The following is a 21,137-nucleotide window of genomic DNA, read 5'->3' as shown; positions in this document are numbered from 1 at the left end:
TTCACCATGCAGGAAGCTGGCTCCGATGTCGTCGCCACGGGCAGTGGCAGCGCCGATATTACGGGCTTAACTGCCGTTGCCGCGTCTACTTCCAGTTTAGTTTGGGGCCTATTTCCCTTAGGCAGCGGCTCTAGCGTCCTGACTGTCGGCCCAACGACCAGGGCAATCGCATCAAGCAAGTGTTTGAATTCCGAGGATATGTTGGCGGTACTCGTCGTTCCATCCGGCCAGCAACCGCCGGTTCTTGATGCCGGCCTTGGTGGTTTTGTCCTGGCGGAGCAGGTTGAGGGCGATGCGGCGCAGGATGGAGAAGTTCTCCGCCGAGTTGCCCTCGCGCATCCGGGCCTGGTCCTCGCCGAAGGCAATATCCAAAGACCAGTGCAGGCCATTCTCCACGCCCCAGTGTCCCCGCACGATTTCGCCCATACGGGCGGCGTCCACGCTCAGCGAACTGATGTAATACCTCCGCTCGCGGCTGGTGGTCCCGCCCACCTCGCGGATGGCCTCGACCATGGCGAGCGTCCTGACCCCCGGCCAGTCGGCGCGGTCCACCCGTCCGTCCACATCCTCTGCGACCACGCAGCGGCGGGTTTCGATCCGGCCATGGTCCTTCTCCACCCATTCGGCGTGGGTGTGGGGCCTGCCTTCCCAACCGTCGCGCCCGCCCTCGTCGAAGAAGCCGTCCAGGGCCGCCGCGAGGCCGGGCTGGTTGTTCTTCACGCTCAGCACGTAGTCGGCCTCCTGCCCCACGATCTTCGCGGCGATGGCCTTCTGGCAGCCCATGGCGTCGAGGGTCACGACGCAGCCCCTGAGCAGCAGGGCGTCCAGCAACTCCGGGATGGCCGTGATCTCGTTCGACTTCTCCGCCGTCCTCACCTGCCCCAACGCCAGCCCAAGCCCATGGGCATACGCCGACACCAAGTGCAGCGCCTTCCCGCCCGCCGACTTCGACCGCTTGGCCGTCTTGCCGTCGATGGCCACTTGCAGCCCCGCCAGCGCCCCGCACACCCCGCCCATCCAGGCGATGAACCGCTCCTCGAATCCCGCCGCGTCCAGCAGCGCGAACACCCGTCCGAACGTGTCGTGCGAGGCCACCCCGTTCTCGAACGGCAGGAACCGCCGCAGCCACGGCAGCTTGGCCCGGCCCCACAACGCCACCGCCGCCCAGCCGTCCGCTCCGCTCAATACCGCGCAGACCGCCACCAGCAGCAACTCCTTCAAATCATGTCGGGATTGGCGGGTGCGCGGGTCTTCCAGGTCGGCGAAATGCTCCAGCAGCGGCTTCTTCTCGGCGGTTTCCATCGGGGCTCCTTGTCCAAGGCAAAGACCCGCCATCAACCACTTATGGCCCTATGCTGTCAAGCTTTCCTTCGTGCGATTGCCCTGGCCCAACGACCAACCACCCAGTCGATTTCTATACCGTAAGCGGTGCGGCAAATTTCGGCACGGGTAGCAAAATCTTCGCGGACACTGGCACGGGTGACATCCTTGCCATTATCGCCAACTTCGGATTGTATGTACCCCGTGGCTATGTCTCGGGCACCGCGCTTTCGGGCTCTGCGACTTGGCTGAATCAAAGCTTTACAAGCCTCGGCGCTAAGTACAGGACAAAAACCTAACTGCTTGATTGCCAAAGGCGTAAACTATCCGGCTTTTACCTCCGATGGCTGACCCTCATCAAGACCTCAAGGCCGTCCTGTCCGAGCACCTGCCGTGGCACGGGGCCCGGATCGGCTTCCTCGCGCATTTCCTGCTGGCCCTGCTCAAGGTGCGCAGCGTCAACCTGGCGGAACTCGCCACCGGCTTCGGCGGTCCGGCCAAGGTGGAGTCCCACTACAAGCGGCTCCAGCGCTTCTTCCGCGCGTTCGAGTTGGACCAGGACGTCCTCGCCCGCCTGTTGGTGCGGCTGGTCCCGGTCGGCGACGGCCCCTGGCGGCTGACCCTGGACCGCACGAACTGGAAGTTCGGCCTGGCCGAGATCAACTTCCTGGTCCTGGGGATCGCCCACCGGGGGATGGCCGTGCCGGTGTTCTGGAGCGTCCTCGGCAAAGCGGGGAACTCCGACACCGCCGAGCGCATCGCGTTGATGGAGCGCTTCCTGAAGGTCTTCGGCACCGCCCGGATCGCCGCCCTGCTGGCCGACCGCGAGTTCATCGGCGAGGACTGGTTCCGCTGGCTGCAACAGAAGGGCATTCCCTTCCACCAGCGCCTCAAGCGCGACACCCGCGTTCCCAACAGTTGGAACCGGATGATGCGCTTGGACCAATTGTTCGGCTCGCTCCGGCCCGGCGAGACCCACCGCCTGGTCGGGCGCCGTCCGGTGTGGGGCTGCTTCGTCCACCTCTCCGCCCTGCGCCTCGACGACGGCGGCTTCCTGTTCATCGCCTCCTCCGGCACCCCACAGGCCGGGGCCATCGACGCCTACGCCGACCGCTGGCAAGTGGAAACCCTGTTCGGCGCTTTGAAATCCAGGGGCTTCAACTTGGAGGATACCCACCTCACCGACCCCAAGCGCCTCGCCAAGCTCATGGGCCTGCTTGCCCTGGCCTTCGCCTGGCCCTACCGCACCGGCGAACTGCTCCACGACGGCCCCAGCCCCGTCCGTCAAAAAAAACGCTGTCGCGCCCCCTCAAGTCCCTCTTCCGCCACGGACTCGACTTCCTTCGCAACACCGTCCTGAACCCAACCGAGAAGTCCGATGAGTTCGCCTGGGCATTGCGGGTTTTGTCCTGTACATAGGCCTCGGCGTTACGCCCGGAACCTACACCTGGACCTGGGGCAGCGGTGGCCACGCCGATTCGGCCACACTGATCATCGGCAGCGTGCCCGAACCCGGCACGCTGGCCCTGGGACTCGCCGCCGCGCTGGCCTACCGGGCGGGCGGACGGCGCAAACCGCACATGGCGTTGGCGGCGGCCTAAACACGGCCCTCCCCCCAGGACGTCCACCGGCACGCCGCGCCCCAGAACTTCCCTCTCCTCCGCCGGTCACATGCATCGGACCGGGCTCCCCGGTCGCGCCAGTTCCACCATACCCACTACACCACCCACAGAGAGGAGATAGCCATGATCGGCGGCATCGTCGCGATAGTCATCGCATACGGGTTCTACCGCGCCGCGGAAACCCGCGGCCTTCCCAATTTCCAATGGGCCGTGGCCGGCACCCTCGCCTATTACCTGCCTAATTTCATCTGGTCGCTGGCCGTGGCCAAGCCCTGGGTCAATTCCCTGCACGCGGCCAACAACGCCGGGATGGCCGGGATCGCCAACCTCTCGTCGGTCTTGATCGGGCTGGCCGTGGCGCTCGTGGTTTATAAGTTCTTGCTGCCGAGAGCGCCCTTGGCGCAATAGGCCGCACCGGCCCCCATAAAAAAACGGGCGGCGGGTTTTTCAACCCGCCGCCCGTTTTTTGTGGGCCTTGGAGCCGGACGCCTTACAGCGCGGCGGCGTTCTCGCTCAGGTAGGCGGCGACGCCCGCGGCGTCGGCGTTCATGCCCTTCTTGCCCTTGTTCCAGCCGGCCGGGCAGACTTCGCCGTGTTCTTCGTGGAACTGGAGCGCGTCCACCATGCGGATCAGCTCGTCCATGTTGCGGCCCAGCGGCAGGTCGTTCACGACCTGGTGGCGGACCTTGCCCGACTTGTCGATCAGGAAGGTGCCACGGTAGGCCACCGCCGCGCCTTCGACTTCCACGTCATAGGCCTTGGCGATGGCGTGGCTGACGTCGGCGATCATGGTGTAGCGGACCGGGCCGATGCCACCCTTGTCCACCGGGGTGTTGCGCCACGCGGCGTGGGTGAACTGGGAATCCACCGAAACCGCCAGCACTTCGACGCCACGGCTGGTGAGTTCGTCCAGGCGGTGGTCGAGGGCGACCAGCTCGGTCGGGCAGACGAAGGTGAAGTCCAGGGGATAGAACACCACGGCCACATACTTGCCCTGGGTTTCGGCGGAGAAGGTGTAGCTGTCCTTGATGCTGCCATCGCCCAGCACGGCCGCGGCGGTGAAATCGGGGGCGGGTTTACCGACGAGTACGCTCATCTGAAAATCTCCTTAACGGTCTTGTCATTGGGGTTCGGGGACGGCCCCGCCGGGATTTCCGGGCGGGCGGCCCCCAGGTCGAATGCATTGCGCGTCCGAATTCTACACGGAAACACTCAGAAATTATCTACCCGCGGCCTGTGGCCCACGCCCGCCCATGACACCGCGCCAGCGGGCATTGGCCCCGGATTCCGGTTCGCCTTGGAGACGCGCCAGGAGGTGCCCGGCCCGGTTGTGCAATTCGATGGCGGGTCCGGCTTCCGGGTCGGCGCGGTCGTCGATCAGCCGGATGGTCCCGATATTGTCCTCTCTGAGATAGAGCGCGAAATTGTCGCCGAGGATTTCGAAACGGCCTTCGCCGTGCCTGATGCGCTGGACCGTGCCCCGGTGCCAACGCTCGAACGCCGTGTGGGAGATGCTGACGACACAGACTATTTCCTGCCGGGCTAGCCGTTCCAGGCGTTCGGAAAACTCCGGCAGGGATAAATCCAGGGTGGACGCTCCTAGGGCGCGATCCCGGACGACAGCGAGCGCGGCCCCGTGCTGGGACTCTTGAGGGGGGGGCGGGGCTTTCGCGGCTGAGATTCTAGGGAGCATCGGACACCTCCTAAGGTGGGGCATTCCCACGCGGGGATGCCTTGGTCTTGATAGGACGCCAAGACTATCGGCGACCCAAGCGAATAAATCCATGGAAAGAAATGTAGTCCGCAATCCGGCGGGCATGATAAAGCCAACCGGGGAAACTACGGTTTTGGTATGGAGCGCGGCGACGAAGCCACCGGGAACCGGATCGGATCGGCGGGATATCCCAGCGGAAACCGGGCTGGACCGGCGGCCGCTGGGCGGGGATAAGGATGGGAATCGGCTCAGGCCGCGCGGGCGGTTTCACGGCGGTGTGCGACCGCATCGGCCAGGATGCCCAGTAAGAGTTCGGTGTCTTCCCAGCCGATGCAGGCGTCGGTGATGCTGACCCCGTAGGCCGGGGCCTTGCCCGGCTCCAGCTTTTGGTTGCCGGGATTGAGGTGGCTTTCCACCATCACCCCGAAAATGCGCCGGTCGCCCGCAGCGATCTGTACGCCCACTTCACGCCCGACTTCCACCTGGCGACGATAGTCCTTCATGCTGTTGGCGTGGCTGAAATCGACCATGACATTGGGCGGCAAGCCCGCCGCCGCCAGCGCCTCGGCGGTGGCCTGCACACTGGCGGCGTCGTAGTTGGGCTGCTTACCGCCCCGCAGGATCACATGGCTGTCCTCGTTGCCGGTGGTGGAGAAAATCGCCGAATGCCCGGCCTTGGTCAGCGACAGGAAATGGTGCGGGCGCATGGCGGCCCCGATGGCGTCGATGGCGACCTTCACCCCACCATCGGTGGCGTTCTTGAAACCCACCGGGCAGGACAGGCCTGAAGCCAGCTCGCGGTGGACCTGGCTCTCGGTAGTGCGCGCCCCGATGGCCCCCCAGGCGATCAGGTCGGACACATATTGCGGGGTGATCAAATCCAGGTATTCGGTGGCGGCGGGCATCCCGAGCTGGTTGACTTCCAGCAACAAGCCACGGGCCAACCGCAAACCCTTGTTGATGTTGAAGCTCTCGTCCAGGTCAGGATCGTTGATGAGCCCCTTCCAACCCACGGTGGTGCGCGGCTTCTCGAAATAGACCCGCATGACGATCACCAGATCGTTCACCAACCGCCGTTTGGCTTCCAGGAGGCGGCGGGCGTAATCCACCGCCGCCTTGGGATCGTGGATGGAGCAAGGACCGATGATGACCAGCAGACGGTCATCCTGGCCCTTGAGTATCCGGTGGATCGCACGCCGGGCCGTGAGGACGGTGGTGGCGGCTTCCTGGTTGATCGGAAACTCCTCGTGGACGTCGTGCGGCGGGAGCACCTCCTTGATCTCGGTGATCCGCAGATCGTCCGTGTTGTACTGGTTGTGGGCAACCGCCACGATATCGGAATGCTGATTCATATTCTTCATCACCGCTGATTAGGCTTGGGAACGCCCGGCAAAAACGCGGGGGCGTACCGTAAAGTCCGGCATTCTAACGTGCCGCCCAAGGGCAGGGCTACCCGCAAGGGGAAAGGGTCCGTCCATGAATACAGGGCCTTAGCCACGCCCCGGCCCGAACGCCCGCTCGAACGCCCAGCGCAACAGGAAAAACAGCGCGGCCATCAGCACCAGCAGCGTCCCGATACCCCCGCCGAAAAAAATCCAGATGCGGGTTTTCATCAGCAAGAACACCGCCACCGCGGTCAACACCAGCAACCACATGAAACCCGTCAGCCTGCGGAACCCCGGGATCTGCGCCGGATCGGCCTGGTTGCGGACCAGGCCCAAAGTGACCGTCATGGACAGCAGGGGCAACAACTCCGACAACACACCGGCCTGCATCAAGCGGCCATGGCCCAAGGTGTCGGCCAAGGCCACCGCCGCCATGATCCCCGGTAGGCAAACCGCGTAGATCAAGCCGGTGTAGGCATAGCGCACCGGGGAAGCGCCCACCCAACCTTTGGGATGCAAACGCCCGGCCAGCCACGCCAAGGCGGGGATGGCACCGAAATAGGCCAACACCGCCACCGGGTTCGCCTCGACCTGGGCGAACAATTCCTGCAAGCTCATAAGATTCTCCGCTGATGAATCCGACCCGACCGTGCGCGACGGGTCCAAGGATTATCCCACAGCCGATACCGGCTTTTTGAACAAGACCTTGCAACGGTTCCGGTCATTCGGGGCCGGGATTCCACGCCCCCCGGTTCCGCTTGACACATCGGCCCCTCGTCCATAGCATTCCCCAGTTTTTTCCGGCCCCAAGCTCGAATCCTGCCAGCCCAGTCGCGGATATTTTTAAATGACCTTATCCACTCCCGCCCCCATGAACGCCACCGCCTCCAATCCGCCCAGCGGGTTCGCCGAAGTCCGCCAATTGGTGGGGGCGGAAACCGCCGCGGTTGACCGGTTGATCCTGCAAGAACTCAGCTCCGACGTGCTGCTGATCAATCAAATCGGCCATTACATCATCAACAGCGGTGGCAAACGCCTCCGGCCCATGTTGCTCTTGCTGGCCGCGAAGGCTTTGGGCTATCCGGGCCAACAACATATCACCCTGGCGGCGGTCATCGAGTTCATCCACACCGCCACCCTGCTGCACGACGATGTGGTCGATGAATCCACCCTGCGCCGGGGCCAGGACACCGCCAACGCCCTCTGGGGGAATTCGGCCAGCGTCCTGGTCGGCGACTACCTCTATTCCCGTTCGTTCGAGTTGATGGTGCGGGCACAGAACCTGCGGGTGATGGACATCCTCTCGCAAACCACCACCTCCATCGCCGAGGGCGAGGTGCTGCAACTGCTGAACTGCAACAACCCCGCCACCACCGAGCAGAAATACCTGGCGGTCATCGCCCGCAAGACCGCCATCCTGTTCAGCGCCGCCGCCCAGCTCGCCGCCGTGCTGAACGCCTCGCCGGAGCCGATAGAGACCGCGCTGCGCGACTATGGCTTACACCTGGGTATCGCCTTCCAATTGATCGACGACGCCTTGGACTATCGGGCCAACCCGGAGGAACTCGGCAAAAACCTGGGCGATGATTTGGCGGACGGCAAGCCCACCCTGCCCTTGATCTATGCCATCGAACACGGCACCGCTGCCCAGAGCGCGGTATTACGCCACGCCATCGAAAACGGCGACCGCGAGGCTTTCCGCGAAGTTTACAAAATCATTGAATCCACCGACGCAATCGCTTATACTTCCCTGCGTGCCAAAGAAGAAGCCAATATCGCGATAACCTCGCTTTCGGTCCTTCCGGCATCCGAATATAAAGAAGCTTTGGAAAGTCTCGCCCGATTCTCAGTCGAGCGTAGTTTCTAAAAATCCAGCGTTTTCGGGGTGTAGCTCAGCCTGGTAGAGCACTGCTTTCGGGAGGCAGGGGCCGGAGGTTCGAATCCTCTCACCCCGACCAATCAAGCCCATTCGTTACGTCCTTCCCGATTTCAACGGACGTAATCCTCTTTCCCCTATTCCCCTTATATAATTCCTTCGCGCACCGCCCGCTCCAGGTCGGTGGCATCATTTCCGATACCCGGTTTCCTCCCCGTTTCCGGCCAGCCCAAAACCCTGGGTTAAATCCCCTATCCCAACCCATAGGCCGAGATTTGGCAAACCCCATGGACGACGAATCGCTCTACGAAGTCGATGAATCGGACCGGGTTATCGGTCCACGGCCACGCGGGGAATTGCACCGCTTGGGACTCAGGCACCGCTCCGTGCATATCCTGGTATTCAACGGGCACGGCGAGCTATTCCTACAGAAGCGCTCCATGACCAAAGATATCAGTCCGGGCCGCTGGGACACTTCCGCCGCCGGGCATGTGGAGTTCGGGGAAAGCTACGCGGACTGCGCCCGGCGCGAACTGGCGGAAGAACTGGGCGTCGCGCCGACGGAAGGACTCCACCCCTTGTTCAAGCTCGCCGCCTCGGCCCAGACCGGCTGGGAATTCGTCCAGGTCTACCACACCCAACACGCGGGCGGTTTCCGGCTGAACCCCGACGAGATCGACGCGGGCCGCTGGTTCGCGCCGACGGCGGTGGACGCCTGGGTGGCGGCGGACGACGGGACGCTCACCGCCGCCTTCCGGCTCATTTGGCGGACCTACCGCGACCCGCCCGCCTAGGCCCGGCCCTCCTCCCGCAACAGGTCCAACAAGGCCGCGAACGCCCGCCGGGTGGAGGCGAAGGCGAACCGTTCGGGATCGACCTCCCCAGGCGCCAACAGCACATAATCCGCCACATCGTCCGCCGCCCGGATGCCACCGATATCCGGGGCTTCGCAGGCGAAAAAAATATCGGTGGTCTTATACGGCACCTGGGCATAGAGATAATCGTTGGGGGCGCTGAGCAAATAGCGGAAGCCGCCCACCGCGATCCCCAATTCCTCCCGGATTTCCCGGCGCAAACCCTCCTCCACGCTCTCGTCGAAATCGACAAAGCCACCGGGCACATCCAGCATCCCCCGCCCCGGCGCCTTGGCCCGCACACACAGGATCAGCCGACCGCCATGGAACACGAACGCCCCGGCGGCGGCGGCGGCGTTGAAAAAGAACAAGAACCCGCACTGGCCGCAACGCAGATGGCGCACCGCCGACACGTCGGGACCGGGCGCGCCGCATCCGGGACAATGGCGGAATTGACTGGCGGGGCTGTTCCGCAAACGCTCCGAATCCATAAAACACCCTCATGTGGAGGCCCGCGCCGGCGGGCCGCGTAGTGGAAAAAACCGTTCGGATGACGGAAGATTCGACCCGCGCCACCCAGAGAGGCACCGCCATGGACCGCGCCGTTTTCTTCATCTCCGACCATACCGGCATCACGGCGGAAGCCCTGGGCCGCAGCCTTCTAAGCCAGTTCCCGGATTTCCGGTTCGAGCGCACCACCCTGCCCTTCGTCGATACCGAGGTCAAACTGCGCGCCGCCTGCCAGCGCATCCAAGCCAGCCAGCGCGACAGCGGGCAAGCGCCCCTGGTGTTCAGCAGCCTCGCCAACGCCGGGCTACGCACCCTGTTGATGGCCAGCGGCGCGGTGGTGTTCGATGTGTTCGAGGGTCATATCGAGCGGCTGGAAACCGCCCTGGGACTCCAATCGGCGCAGGCGGTGGGACGCGCCCATGGATTCCACGCCCAGGGCCGGGAGCGGATCGAGGCGCTGAAATTCGCGCTGGACACCGACGACGGGCTGAGGGCCGATGCCTACGGCGCAGCCGATATCATCCTGGTTGGCGTGTCGCGTTCAGGGAAAACCCCGGCCTGCCTCTATCTCTCCCTGCAATATGGCGTCGCGGCGGCCAATTATCCACTGGCCGAGGAAGAACTGGAACGGGTGGAATTGCCCCGGACCTTGCGGGCATGGCGGGACAAGCTGTTCGGGCTGACGCTGGCCCCGGAACGCCTGCACCTGCTGCGGGAAGAACGCCGGCCCGGCAGCCGCTATGCCGCGCTCCCGCAATGCCGCCGGGAAATCCAAGCCGCCGCGGCCTTGTTCCAAACGGCGGGCATCCCCTGCCTGGATACCTCGAATATGTCGGTGGAGGAAATCGCCACCACCGTCCTGCACCGCTCGGCATTGAAGCGGTTGCGATGGTGAGCTACGGGTCGGGATGCCGCTCCGGGCGCGGCACGGCGACGATCAGCAAAACCGTCGCCGCCACCGCGCAAGCCGCCGAGAACCCGAAGGCCCAGGCCGAGCCGAACGCCTGCGTCAGTCCCCCGAAGATCAAGGAAGCCGGCAGCAACAACAACCCCGTGACCAGGTTGAACCAGCCGAAGGCCGTGCCCACGCCATGGCGCGGCACCATATCGGCCACCAGGGCTTTCTGCGCCCCCTCGGTGGCGGCGAAGAACAGGCCATACATGGCGAACAAGGGCCACAGCCACGCCTTGGACCAACCATCGAAACCCAGCAACAGCAAGATCGCCGAATACACCCACCAGCCCGCGACGATCATGGTTTTGCGCCCCACCCGGTCGGACCAGGCCGAAAACCCCGTGGAACACAGCGCGGCGACCAAGGACACCCCGGCCCACAGCAAAGGCAACTCGGCATCCGGCACCCCCAATTCGCGGGCACGCAACAACAAGAACAAGCTGGACGGGAATCCCAGCGTGAACACGCCCAGCACCAGCAAATAGCGCCGGAACGCCAGCGAGAACGTCCCGATCCGCCAATCGAACGGCACGGCGGGCCGCGCCTCGCGCTCCACATCCTTGAGGCACAGGGTCAGCGCCACCGTCAGCAAGCCCGGCACGGCGGTCCATAGCAACACCTGCCGCAAATCGGCTTTTTGCTCCAACAACCACGCCGCCATCAAGGGACCGGCCACCGCCCCGACATTGTCCATGGCGCGATGGAAGCCAAAGGCCAAACCCCGTTGTCCGGGCGCGGCGGACAAGGCCAGCAAGGCATCGCGCGGCGATGAGCGCAAGCCCTTCCCCATCCGGTCGGCCAAACGGAACCCCATCGCCACCGGCCAGGACTGGGCGAAAGCCAGCATGGGCCGCGACACCGCCGCGATGCCATACCCCGCCACCACCCAGCCCTTGGCCGAACGGCTACGATCCGCCGCCCGCCCCGACACCAGTTGCAACAGGCTGTTCACCGCCAAGGCCGAACCCTCGATGAAACCGAAAATCCGCGGCTCGACCTGCAACACCACGGCGAAATAGATCGGCAGCAAGGGATAGACCAGTTCGCCGGCGGTATCGTTGAGGAAGCTGATGCAGCCCAACATCCAAACGGTGGCGGGCAATTGGAGAACGGCGCGGGGCATCATGGGGAGGATCGGCCTTGCGGGGACGGCCAAGAGGCCGGGCCGGCGTGCCCGCGACAGGGCGCGCCGGGCGGGGATCATAGGCGATCCAATTGCAACTCGTTCTGGCGCTCGGGGGAGCCGCGCTTCTGTTTTTCTTGCCGCTGTTGCTTCAGTTCCATCTCGTGTTCACGTTCCATGGCGGTCTTGTGCGGCATCCGCATTTCCGACCACGCGGTGAACGAACCCATGAACAACAACAACGCGATGGTGGTAGACCAGAGCCGGTCCGGTTCCTTCATCCAGAACAGGACCCATTTGGGCTTGATGAGACCGATGATGAAGATCAGCGGCGCAACCACCACCGCCAGGATTTGTAGGAAAAAAGCCATGTCATGCTCCTTGGGGATCAGGCCGAAATTCGCCAGCGCTGAGACAAAAGCCCCGCCACGAACGTTCCCGCACCGGGCCGGTGCCGCGCATCGGGCCGCGATTAAACACGAAATCGGGCGGAGGGACCAGACGGCGCAGGGAATCAGGCAAAGCGCGGCGTCAAAGGCTCGGACTCGAACGCCACCCCGGCCCAGCCGTGCTTCATGAAGGCACGGATGTTCTTATGACCCTCGCCATCCGGGTTGGGCAAGACCTCGTCGCGGTAATATTCGCCGAACAAGGCCAGGGTCGCGGCTTCGGGCAGGCCGTGGCACCGGGCGAAGGCGAAGATTTTGCAAGAACCCTCGTTGATTCCCGGTTCGTTGGTCAGGCGCTCCGCCCCGAGGCCGTTATGGAACCGCGCCGGGCGGTAGTCGTAATGGGCGGCGATCATGTCCAGGGTCTCCCGGAAGGCGACCGGCTGGCCGGCGGCGACTTGGGCGAGGAAGGCTGCGAGTTCGGGGGGGGTGGCGGTGTTCACGGGCATCGGAATCCTGAAATAGCGGGTCGGAAAAGGCTCCGGCCCGGTCCCCGCGGAAGCCGGGCCGGGCGAAGCGGGCGCATGATACTACGGTTTTAAACCGGCTCCGCCCCCCGGACCACTGGCGGGGCTTCCCGCAACTGGCTTATCCTTCCGCGCCCGCTGGTTTACAAGGAGCCACCCAGCCCATGTCGTTCATCATTCTCGACCGCGACGGCGTCATCAACGAAGACTCCGACGCCTATATCAAATGCCCCGAGGAATGGATTCCCATCCCCGGCAGCCTCGAAGCCATCGCCCTCCTGAGCCGGCGGGGCTTCAAGCTCGTGGTCCTGACCAACCAATCCGGGCTGGCGCGGGGGCTGTTCGACACCGCCGCCCTCGACCGCATCCACGCCAAGATGCTCGCGGCCATCACCCAGGCGGGCGGGCGGCTCGAAGCCATCTTCCACTGCCCGCACGGACCCGAGGACGGCTGCGCTTGCCGCAAGCCCAAACCCGGCCTGTTCCGGGCCTTCGCCGAGCGCTACGGCGTGGACTTGCACCAAATCCCGGCGGTGGGCGATTCCTACCGCGACCTGGAGGCGGCCTGGGCGGTCGGGGCCGCGCCCATCCTGCTGGAAACCGGCAAGGGCCAACGCACCCTGGCCCGCCATCCCGATTTGGACATACCCATCTTCCCCAACCTCTATGCAGCAGCCCAGCACCTCATCCATGACCATGCTTAGCGTTTATCTCCGTTCGTCCCTCTTTTTCGCCGGGCAATTCCTAGCCACCCTTTTGATCGGACCGGCCATGCTGATGCTGAAGCCGTTCCGTTTCGAGACCCGCTACGCCGCCGCCAACCTCTGGGTGCGGTTCTGCCTCTGGCTGTTGCAGGCCGTGTGCGGCCTCCGCTACCAAGTCCACGGCCTGGAGAACATCCCGGCCCGCAACGGCGTCGTCATCTGCAAGCATCAATCGGCCTTCGAGACGATTGCCTTGCAGGCGATCTTCCCGCCGGTGGTGTTCATCCTGAAACAGGAATTACTGCGCATCCCCATCTGGGGCTGGGCCATGGCGACCCAGGAACCCATCGCCATCGACCGCCAGGCCAAAGCGCAGGCGCTCAAGCAAATCCTCCGGGACGGCGCGGCCCGCATCCAGGCGGGGCGCTGGGTGGTGTTGTTCCCGGAAGGCACCCGCGTCGCGCCTGGCCAGAAAGGCCAATACGGCGGCAGCGGCGGCATGCTGGCCCACCGCGCCGCCTGCCCGGTGGTGCCGGTGGCACACAACGCCGGGGAATACTGGGCCAAGAACGGCTTCTTGAAATTCCCCGGCGTGATCCAAGTCCGCATCGGCCCGATGCTCGACGCCGCCGAAATCGGGAGCGGCGAGGTCAACCGCCGCGCCGAAGCCTGGATCGAAGCGCAAATGGCCGAAATCACCGGCTTCGGTCCCTATGCCCAAGCGGCATCGACACCGCGAGAAACCACCGGATAAGCGCCGCTTTGACAGGCCGGGTTCCATCGCGACCGGAACGCGGCCCGTCCCCCCACGTCACCAGAGCTTCACGCTTCCTTGCGCCGCCCTTCACAATGGCCCGTTAGCATCCCGCCCCGCTCCATGGGCGGCGGCGCGGCCAGCTTCCTGCCAAACATCCACGCCATCCCCCCGGACACTACCGCAACGACCAAAAACAAACCAAGGTAACTCCGCATGAACCCACGTCACATCGCATCGGCGGTCGCATTAACCCTGGCGGGCTGCGGGATCGGCCATGCCACCGGCAATAAAGTCCACCTGAAAATCGTCGCCATCAACGATTTCCACGGCCAATTGGAATCCCCCGGCAATTTCCGCAACCTGCCGACCGACGCCAGCGCGACCATTCCGGTCGGCGGCATCGACTGGCTGGCCGGCTCCATCGCCGACCTCAAGGCCAAGAACCCCAACACCGTGGTGGTGTCGGCGGGCGACCTGATCGGAGCCACCCCGCTGGTGTCGGCGCTTTTCCACGACGAACCCACCATCGAGACCATGAACCGGGCCGGACTCGAAATCAACGCCGTCGGCAACCACGAATTCGACGAGGGCAAGGCCGAACTGCTGCGGATGCAGAACGGCGGCTGCCATCCCACCGACCCCAATAGCTGCCAAGGCGCTGCGGTGGGCACCCCGGTCCCGTTCGAGGGCGCCACCTTCCAATTCCTGGCGGCGAACGTGATTGAAAAGACCACCCGCCAACCCATTTTTCCGGCCTACACCATCAAGCAATACGAAGGCGTCAAGGTCGGCTTCATCGGCGTGACCCTGAAGGAAACCCCGACCATCGTCACCCCCAGCGGCGTGGCCGGGCTCAAGTTCAAGGACGAGGCCCACACCATCAACCAAGCCAGCCGCGAATTGCTGGCGCAGGGCGCGAAGGCGGTGGTGGTGTTGATCCACCAAGGCGGCACCCTCCCCGTCACCCAGGCGGCGGCGACCATCAACACCTGCGATGGCAACCTGGACGGCTCTCCCATCAAGTCCATCGTCGCCGGACTCAACAACCGCATCGACCTGGTGATTTCCGGCCACACCCACCAAGCCTACAACTGTAGGCTGCCGAACCGGGTAGGCCGTTCGATCCCGGTCACCAGCGCCAACAGCCAGGGCCGGGTCTATACCGATATCGACATGGTCCTGAACAAGACCTCCGGCAATGTCATCAGCGTCAACGCCACCAACGTGGTCGTGGACCGCCGCAACGCCGCCATCACCCCCGACGCCGGCATCAAGCAGATCGTCGATGGCTACAAGTCGCTGGCCGGTCCCATCGCCAACCGCACCATCGGCAGCATCACCGCCGACCTGACCCGCGCCAACAGCGCAGGCGGCGAGAACGCCATGGGCGACGTGATCGCCGACGCCCAGTGGGAAGCCACCCAAGCTCCCGGCTTCGGCGGCGCGGTGGCCGCGTTCATGAATCCGGGCGGGGTGCGGGCCGACCTCCTGTTCGCGGGCGGCGCCGCAGGCGAGGGCGATGGCAACGTGACCTTCGGCGAAGCCTTCACCGTACAGCCTTTCGGCAATAGCCTCGTGACCCTCACCCTGACCGGGGCGCAGATCGAGACCCTGTTGGAACAGCAATTCACCGGCTGCGCCAATAACCAGCCCTTCAACCGCATCCTGCTGCCCTCCGCCAGCGTCGGCTACGCCTGGAGCGCCAGCGGCCCGGCCTGCGACAAGATCGATCCGGCCAGCATCAAGATCGGCGGTGTCGTAGTCGATCCCGCCGCCAGCTACCGCATCACCGTCAACAGCTTCCTGGCCGACGGCGGCGACAACTTCAGCGTGCTGGTCCAGGGCGGCAACCGCCTGGGCGGCGCTTTGGACAGCGACGCGCTGGAAGCCTATTTCCAGGCGCACTCGCCCGTCGCCCCGCCGACGCTGGACCGCATCCAGCAACTGCCGTAATCCCCGGCGCGGCCCGGACCACGGCGGAGGGGGCCGCTCCCTCCGCCGTTTTTTTTCGGCGGTGGAACCGCCAAGCCTGGGTACGGCCAGCGGAACCCAAGCCGATTGCTACAATGTCGGCAATCCCACCACCATCCGCCGACGCCCATGCCGCCCAACCTTGAAGCCCTCCCCGCAGCCCTGCGCCCTCCCGTCGCCCTGGCCTGGGCCGAATACCTCGCCCGCGCCGGTACCGCCGTCCCGGATTTCCCGCCCGAAATCGAAACCGCCCTGCCCTTGGTCTGGTCCGCCAGCCCCTTCGTGGCCCAGGAATGCGTGCGCCGTCCCGCCCTCCTGGCCGAATTGCTCGAATCCGGGCGGCTGCTGCGCCCGAACCGCGAAGGCGAATACGCCGAGCGCCTCGGCCAAAGGCTGGACGGCATCGCGGGCGAAACCGAACTGATGGCCGTCCTGCGCCGCTTCCGCAACCTGGAGATGGTCCGCATCGCCTGGCGCGATATCGCGGGTTGGGCCGGACTCGAAGAAACCTTGCGCGACCTGTCGCTGCTGGCCGAAACCTGCGTCCGCCACAGCCTGGATTTTTTGTTCAAGCTGGCTTGCGCGGCGCGGGGCACGCCGGTCAACGCCCAGGGCGAGCCGCAATCACTGGTGGTGTTGGGGATGGGCAAGCTGGGGGCGTGGGAGCTAAATTTCTCCTCCGATATCGACCTGATCTTCGCCTACCGCGACGACGGCATCCTGCCCGACAAGAAGGCGACCCATTATTCCGAGTTCTACGCCCGGCTGGCGCGGAATCTCGTCAAGGTGCTGGACGCCATCACCGAGGACGGCTTCGTGTTCCGGGTCGATACCCGGCTGCGGCCCTTCGGCGAGAGCGGCCCGCCGGTCATGAGCTTCGCCGCCCTGGAAGCCTATTACCAGGGCCAAGCGCGGGAATGGGAGCGCTACGCCATGGTCAAGGCGCGGACTATCGCCGGGGATGTCGCGGCGGGGGCGGAATTGGAAAGCTTCCTGCGCCCGTTCGTGTACCGGCGCTATCTCGATTACCGCGCCCTGGGCGAATTGCGCGAGCTCAAGCAGAAAATTTCCCGCGAACTGGCCCGCCAGGACCGCCAGGACAATGTCAAACTCGGCCCCGGCGGCATCCGCGAGATCGAATTCATCGGCCAAGCCTTCCAGTTGATCCGGGGCGGGCAGGAACCGCGTTTGCGGGAACGGCGAATTTTGCGGGTGCTGGACAGCCTGGGCGAACTGCGGCTGTTGCCGGTGGCGGTGGTGGCGCGGCTGCAAGCGGCCTATCGCCAGCTCCGCACGGTCGAGAACCGTTTACAGCAATACGCCGACCGCCAGACCCACGACCTGCCCCACGATCCCCGCCCACGGCTGGCCATCGCCCATGCGCTGGGCCATGCCGATTGGGAGGGTTTCAAGCGGGAACTGGACGCGGTGCGGGCCGGGGTGGATGAAATCTTCCGCCAAGTTGTGACCGGCGGGCAGGCCGAGACGGCGGAAACCTGGGCGCTCCACGCCGAACGCGAACCCTTGCTGGCCGCGCTGGCGAACCTGGGCTGGCAGAACCCGGAACCCGCCGCCCTGCACCTGGAGCGCTTCCGCACCACCCACGCCGTCCGCCACCTGACCCAGCGCGGCGAGGCCGAACTGCGCCGCCTCTTGCCCAAACTGCTACGCGCCACCGCCGCCACCGACCCACCGGAAGCCGTGCTGGAGCGGCTGCTGGGCCTGTTGGAGGCCATCTCCAGCCGCAATGTCTACCTGACCCTGTTGGCGGAAAACCCGGAAGCCTTGGCGCAATTGGTGCGCTTGGCGGCGGGCAGCCCCTGGATCGTCAACACCATCGCCCGCCATCCGTTGTTGCTCGACGAACTGCTGGACCCGCGCAGCCTGTACACGCCGCTGTCCAAGGCCGAACTGGAATGCGACCTGGCCCGGCGGCTGGCGGCGGCGAACCCGGACGACCCGGAGCAACTGATGATCGTCCTGCGCCAGTTCAAACAGGCCAATGTGCTGCGGGTGGCGGCGGCGGATTTGTCCGGGGCCATCCCGATCATGGTGGTGAGCGACTATCTCACCACTATCGCCGAAACCGTGCTGGCGGAAGCCCTCGCCCAATCCTGGCGGATGACGGCGGCCAAACACGGCCCGCCCCCCTGCGCCGGTTCCGACCAAGCCTGCGGCTTCGCGGTCGTCGCCTATGGCAAGCTGGGCGGTTTCGAGTTGGGCTATGGCTCCGACCTGGATTTGGTGTTCCTCTACGACGGCCACGGCACCACGCCCACCACCGGGGCGAAGCCCGTCACCAGCGCCGAGTTCTACGCCCGCGTCGGCAAGCGCATCATCCATCTGCTCACCACCAACACCCCGGCGGGCGTGCTGTACGAGGTGGATTTGCGGCTGCGGCCCTCGGGCAATTCGGGGCTTTTGGTCAGCAGCCTGGAAGCCTACGAGAACTACCAAATGCAAAGCGCCTGGACCTGGGAACAGCAAGCCCTGGTCAAGGCCCGTTGCGTGGCGGGCGATCCCAAGGTCGGGGAGAAATTCCGCGCCATCCGCGCCCAATCCCTCTGCCGACCCCGCGATGCCGAACAACTCCGCGCTGAAGTTCGCGACATGCGCGAGAAGATGCGGGCCAATTTAGGCTCCAAGGAGCCCGGTTTCTTCAACTTGAAACAAGATTCGGGCGGTATCGTCGATATCGAGTTTCTTGTACAATTCGGGGTTCTTTCGGGCGCCCAAGACCGGGAATCCCTGACCGAATGGACCGATGTGGTGCGCCAACTCGACTCCCTCACGGCGGCGGGATTCCTGGACCCGGACGCCGCTGGACTGCTGCGGCGGGCCTATTGCCAATTCCGCGAGCGCATCCACCGCGCCGCGCTGCTGGACATCCCCACCCTGGCCCCCACGGACCAATACCCGGAACTCCGCGCCGAGGTCCAACGCCTTTGGCGGGACCACATGGAGCGCTGATTCCCCCTTCCACTACAAGCACTCGGAGAAAGACTGATGGCGATGGATGACAAAGACGGCGTCATCTGGCTCGACGGCGAATGGCTACCCTGGCGCGACGCCAAGGTGCATGTGTTGACCCATACCCTGCATTATGGCTGCGGCGTCTTCGAGGGACTCCGCGCCTACCAGACGGCACGCGGCGCGGCGATCTTCCGCCTGCGCGACCACACCGACCGGCTGTTCCGTTCCGCCCACATCATGAACATGGCGATGCCCTTCGACAAGGACACGCTCGACCAGGCCCAGCGCGAGGCCGTGAGCCGCAATAAGCTGGCCAGCGCCTACCTCCGCCCCATGTGCTTCTTCGGTTCCGAAGGCATGGGCCTGCACGCCAAGAACATCAAGGTCCATGTCATGGTCGCCGCCTGGGAATGGGGCAGCTACCTGGGCCAGGAGAACATGGAACGCGGCATCAAGGTCCGCACCTCGTCCTATGTCCGCAACCACATCAACAGCGTGATGTGCAAGGCCAAGGCCAACGGCAACTACCTGAATTCCATCCTGGCGGTGCGCGAAGCGGTCGAATGCGGCTGCGACGAGGCGCTGTTGCTGGACCACGAAGGCTATGTGGCCGAAGGCAGCGGCGAGAACATCTTCATCGTGCGCCGCGGCAAGCTCTACACCCCGGACCTGACCTCGGCCCTGGAAGGCATCACCCGCGAAACCATTTGCACCCTCGCGCAGGAGCAGGGTTTGGAAGTGGTCGAGAAGCGCATCACCCGCGACGAGGTCTATGTCGCCGACGAAGCCTTCTTCACCGGCACGGCGGCGGAAGTCACCCCGATCCGGGAACTCGATGGCCGCGTGATCGGCGCGGGCGGGCGCGGCCCCGTGACCGCGAAGCTGCAAGCCCTGTATTTCGATTATGTGCAGGGGCGGCGGGAAGACCATGGCGAGTGGTTGAATTACGTGGATTGAGCGAATATCCGCGAGATTAAAAAAGGGGCTGGAAAGCCCCTTTTTTTGTGGTTGAGATTTTTTTATGATCCATGGGCAGTTGGCGTCGCATCTGCCAACACAGCATTACCATATTGCTCGATAAATTACGCCATCCTGTCTTCATGCTATTTAATATTGACGGTATAAACCAGAAGGCGTATCTTTGTAGCCAACATGGAAGCCACGCTATCCGAACAATGGCTAGGATTTCTTTATACTCATCCCTAAGGCATATGGCACTATGAAAAAAATTCTTGAAAAGTATAAAATTGATGGTGTATGGCATTTTACTGATCGCTCAAATCTAGAGCTAATAAAACAACAGCAAGGCTTATTGTCTCTGGGAGAGCTAGAAAGAAGAGGAGTCGATATACCTGCTCCTGGTGGCAATGATTGGAGCCATAATGCTGATAAACACAAAGGGATGCACAAATATGTTCATTTAGCCTTTGTGGATAACCATCCTATGCTGTACACAGCAAAGCAAGATGGACGGATAAAAAATCCTATTTGGCTAAAAATTGATTCGTCTATCTTATTGGAAAATGGAATTTTGTTTTGTTCAGCCGTATCTAATAAAGCAGGGGTTCCCATATTGAACCTTGTTCAAGCATTGACAGAAATTGATTTTGAGGTACTTTTTACACACATGGATTGGAAAGACCCTGATATTAAAAAAAGAAGACAAGCAGCGGAAAAATCAGAAATCCTTGTGCCAAACATAGTTCCTATTGAAAAAATTTTGGGCATTAAAAATGGCTAAACGACCCGTTTTTATTCCTGTTTTTAAACAGGATCATCTGGTGGATGAAATCCAAACCGACTTTGAGTGGAATCCAGGTTTTTCAGTCAGCCAAAAAAAGAAAAACGTTGCGGCTTTGCATGATGCGGCAAAGCGTAAAGGATTTTTCCCATTATTAGAGGTTTCCACCAAATCAGAAGAATTATTAGGCCAGCGTCTTAGCGCTTTTAGTTTAAAAATAAAATCCAACATTGGTGAAATCAGTGTTGAAGCTGCTTTTCAAGGCAGCAAAGTTTTTGAAAACGGAGGGCCATATACAGATATTTACACAAAAGAAAGTCGTGAAGCCAAAAGGGATGAAAGACTGAAGCAATCTGGAAAACTAATAAAGTTTAACTATTTTGGACAAGAATGGCCATTAATACCTAAAACAGCCTTTTATGATTGGCTCTTTTTAACTGCACTACAGCCACATCAAGAGTACTTAAAAAGGTTGTTTAAATACAAAGGTTTTACCGATATTGAATTCAACCCTGAAAAGTCAATTAACTGCCAAGCAAGAACCTGTGCCCTCCTTGTTTCCTTGCTAAAATTAGATTTAATGGACAAGGCATTAGCCACACAAGATAGCTTTATTTCCTTTGTATTAGCTGACTCACTAAAACAATCACATTCCACCGATATCCGTCAAATTCGCATTCTTTAGCCTAGATTTGCCCGCGTCCAACTAGGGCCGT

22 protein-coding genes and 1 tRNA gene are annotated in these 21,137 nt (G+C 63.0%); 14 read left to right on the top strand and 9 right to left on the bottom strand.

Annotated elements, in window-relative coordinates; genetic code table 11:
* Nucleotides 1–171: 171 nt before the first annotated feature.
* Nucleotides 172–1,302 (bottom strand): ISAs1 family transposase, encoded by a 1,131-nt coding sequence (locus tag B9N93_RS09510; RefSeq protein ID WP_085211327.1) that lies wholly within the window; start codon nucleotides 1,300–1,302, stop codon nucleotides 172–174.
* 361 nt (nucleotides 1,303–1,663) lie between these two features.
* Between B9N93_RS09510 and B9N93_RS09505 the strand changes: the two genes are divergently transcribed.
* From B9N93_RS09505 to B9N93_RS09500, 3 genes are all read left to right on the top strand, one after another.
* Nucleotides 1,664–2,680 (top strand): IS4 family transposase, encoded by a 1,017-nt coding sequence (locus B9N93_RS09505; RefSeq protein WP_085213053.1) that lies wholly within the window; start codon nucleotides 1,664–1,666, stop codon nucleotides 2,678–2,680.
* 142 nt (nucleotides 2,681–2,822) lie between these two features.
* A complete protein-coding gene (locus B9N93_RS26820) occupies nucleotides 2,823–2,921 on the top strand; it encodes a hypothetical protein (protein WP_368655810.1) in 99 nt (32 codons plus the stop codon).
* A gap of 144 nt (nucleotides 2,922–3,065) precedes the next feature.
* A complete protein-coding gene (locus tag B9N93_RS09500) occupies nucleotides 3,066–3,350 on the top strand; it encodes a hypothetical protein (protein ID WP_085213051.1) in 285 nt (94 codons plus the stop codon).
* An 82-nt stretch (nucleotides 3,351–3,432) separates the two neighbouring features.
* On the opposite strand, the gene B9N93_RS09495 is transcribed toward B9N93_RS09500, so the two are convergent.
* From B9N93_RS09495 to B9N93_RS09480, 4 genes are all read right to left on the bottom strand, one after another.
* Nucleotides 3,433–4,038 carry a peroxiredoxin gene (locus tag B9N93_RS09495; protein ID WP_085213049.1) on the bottom strand — a complete coding sequence of 202 codons (606 nt, stop codon included), beginning with the start codon at nucleotides 4,036–4,038 and terminating at the stop codon, nucleotides 3,433–3,435.
* Between the two features lie 123 nt (nucleotides 4,039–4,161).
* On the bottom strand, nucleotides 4,162–4,635 hold the full coding sequence (locus B9N93_RS09490) for a hypothetical protein (protein ID WP_176225207.1): 474 nt from the start codon (nucleotides 4,633–4,635) through the stop codon (nucleotides 4,162–4,164).
* A gap of 269 nt (nucleotides 4,636–4,904) precedes the next feature.
* Nucleotides 4,905–6,008, bottom strand: a complete 1,104-nt coding sequence (aroG, locus tag B9N93_RS09485; RefSeq protein ID WP_085216224.1) for a 3-deoxy-7-phosphoheptulonate synthase AroG — start codon at nucleotides 6,006–6,008, stop codon at nucleotides 4,905–4,907.
* 138 nt (nucleotides 6,009–6,146) lie between these two features.
* Nucleotides 6,147–6,659, bottom strand: coding sequence for a hypothetical protein (locus tag B9N93_RS09480; protein ID WP_085213045.1), 513 nt, complete (start codon nucleotides 6,657–6,659; stop codon nucleotides 6,147–6,149).
* 229 nt (nucleotides 6,660–6,888) lie between these two features.
* On the opposite strand from B9N93_RS09480, the gene ispB reads away from it, so the two are divergent.
* From ispB to B9N93_RS09465, 3 genes are all read left to right on the top strand, one after another.
* Nucleotides 6,889–7,908 (top strand): octaprenyl diphosphate synthase, encoded by a 1,020-nt coding sequence (gene ispB / locus B9N93_RS09475; protein WP_085213043.1) that lies wholly within the window; start codon nucleotides 6,889–6,891, stop codon nucleotides 7,906–7,908.
* A gap of 14 nt (nucleotides 7,909–7,922) precedes the next feature.
* Nucleotides 7,923–7,999: transfer RNA gene (locus tag B9N93_RS09470), tRNA-Pro, on the top strand.
* A gap of 205 nt (nucleotides 8,000–8,204) precedes the next feature.
* Nucleotides 8,205–8,711, top strand: a complete 507-nt coding sequence (locus B9N93_RS09465; RefSeq protein ID WP_085213042.1) for an NUDIX hydrolase — start codon at nucleotides 8,205–8,207, stop codon at nucleotides 8,709–8,711.
* On the opposite strand, the gene B9N93_RS09460 is transcribed toward B9N93_RS09465, so the two are convergent.
* On the bottom strand, nucleotides 8,708–9,262 hold the full coding sequence (locus B9N93_RS09460) for an NUDIX hydrolase (RefSeq protein ID WP_085213040.1): 555 nt from the start codon (nucleotides 9,260–9,262) through the stop codon (nucleotides 8,708–8,710). The genes B9N93_RS09465 and B9N93_RS09460 overlap by 4 nt on opposite strands.
* Before the next feature lie 59 nt (nucleotides 9,263–9,321).
* Here B9N93_RS09460 and B9N93_RS09455 point away from each other — a divergent pair, with 59 nt between their 5' ends.
* Nucleotides 9,322–10,176 (top strand): pyruvate, water dikinase regulatory protein, encoded by an 855-nt coding sequence (locus B9N93_RS09455; protein ID WP_217807289.1) that lies wholly within the window; start codon nucleotides 9,322–9,324, stop codon nucleotides 10,174–10,176.
* Nucleotide 10,177: 1 nt separating this feature from the next.
* On the opposite strand, the gene B9N93_RS09450 is transcribed toward B9N93_RS09455, so the two are convergent.
* The 3 genes from B9N93_RS09450 to B9N93_RS09440 form a co-directional block, all read right to left on the bottom strand.
* Nucleotides 10,178–11,440 carry an MFS transporter gene (locus B9N93_RS09450; protein ID WP_254899370.1) on the bottom strand — a complete coding sequence of 421 codons (1,263 nt, stop codon included), beginning with the start codon at nucleotides 11,438–11,440 and terminating at the stop codon, nucleotides 10,178–10,180.
* Complete coding sequence (locus B9N93_RS09445; RefSeq protein ID WP_085213038.1) at nucleotides 11,437–11,730, bottom strand: hypothetical protein; 294 nt, start codon at nucleotides 11,728–11,730, stop codon at nucleotides 11,437–11,439. The genes B9N93_RS09450 and B9N93_RS09445 overlap by 4 nt, the downstream gene beginning before the upstream one ends.
* A gap of 143 nt (nucleotides 11,731–11,873) precedes the next feature.
* A complete protein-coding gene (locus B9N93_RS09440; protein ID WP_254899369.1) occupies nucleotides 11,874–12,251 on the bottom strand; it encodes a HopJ type III effector protein in 378 nt (125 codons plus the stop codon).
* Between the two features lie 188 nt (nucleotides 12,252–12,439).
* Here B9N93_RS09440 and gmhB point away from each other — a divergent pair, with 188 nt between their 5' ends.
* The 7 genes from gmhB (at nucleotide 12,440) to B9N93_RS09405 (ending at nucleotide 21,106) form a co-directional block, all read left to right on the top strand.
* Nucleotides 12,440–12,979, top strand: coding sequence for a D-glycero-beta-D-manno-heptose 1,7-bisphosphate 7-phosphatase (gene gmhB / locus B9N93_RS09435; RefSeq protein ID WP_085213034.1), 540 nt, complete (start codon nucleotides 12,440–12,442; stop codon nucleotides 12,977–12,979).
* Nucleotides 12,966–13,733 carry a lysophospholipid acyltransferase family protein gene (locus tag B9N93_RS09430; protein ID WP_254899368.1) on the top strand — a complete coding sequence of 256 codons (768 nt, stop codon included), beginning with the start codon at nucleotides 12,966–12,968 and terminating at the stop codon, nucleotides 13,731–13,733. The genes gmhB and B9N93_RS09430 overlap by 14 nt, the downstream gene beginning before the upstream one ends.
* A 216-nt stretch (nucleotides 13,734–13,949) precedes the next feature.
* The gene (locus tag B9N93_RS09425) at nucleotides 13,950–15,689 is read left to right on the top strand and encodes a bifunctional metallophosphatase/5'-nucleotidase (RefSeq protein WP_085213031.1); all 1,740 of its coding nucleotides are present in this window, start codon (nucleotides 13,950–13,952) and stop codon (nucleotides 15,687–15,689) included.
* Nucleotides 15,690–15,836: 147 nt separating this feature from the next.
* The gene (gene glnE / locus B9N93_RS09420) at nucleotides 15,837–18,677 is read left to right on the top strand and encodes a bifunctional [glutamate--ammonia ligase]-adenylyl-L-tyrosine phosphorylase/[glutamate--ammonia-ligase] adenylyltransferase (protein ID WP_085213029.1); all 2,841 of its coding nucleotides are present in this window, start codon (nucleotides 15,837–15,839) and stop codon (nucleotides 18,675–18,677) included.
* 36 nt (nucleotides 18,678–18,713) lie between these two features.
* Nucleotides 18,714–19,637, top strand: coding sequence for a branched-chain amino acid transaminase (locus tag B9N93_RS09415; RefSeq protein ID WP_085213027.1), 924 nt, complete (start codon nucleotides 18,714–18,716; stop codon nucleotides 19,635–19,637).
* Between the two features lie 262 nt (nucleotides 19,638–19,899).
* Nucleotides 19,900–20,421, top strand: coding sequence for a DarT ssDNA thymidine ADP-ribosyltransferase family protein (locus tag B9N93_RS09410; protein ID WP_085213024.1), 522 nt, complete (start codon nucleotides 19,900–19,902; stop codon nucleotides 20,419–20,421).
* Nucleotides 20,414–21,106: a DarT1-associated NADAR antitoxin family protein gene (locus tag B9N93_RS09405; protein ID WP_085213022.1), complete on the top strand. Its 693-nt coding sequence runs from the start codon at nucleotides 20,414–20,416 to the stop codon at nucleotides 21,104–21,106. Before B9N93_RS09410 ends, B9N93_RS09405 begins: the two co-directional genes overlap by 8 nt.
* Nucleotides 21,107–21,137 lie beyond the last annotated feature (31 nt).

The organism is Methylomagnum ishizawai (assembly GCF_900155475.1).
In the GTDB taxonomy this organism is placed as follows: Bacteria; Pseudomonadota; Gammaproteobacteria; order Methylococcales; family Methylococcaceae; genus Methylomagnum; species Methylomagnum ishizawai_A.
Note: the sequence above shows the minus strand (reverse complement) of the source record. Positions and strands in the feature narration are given on the sequence as shown.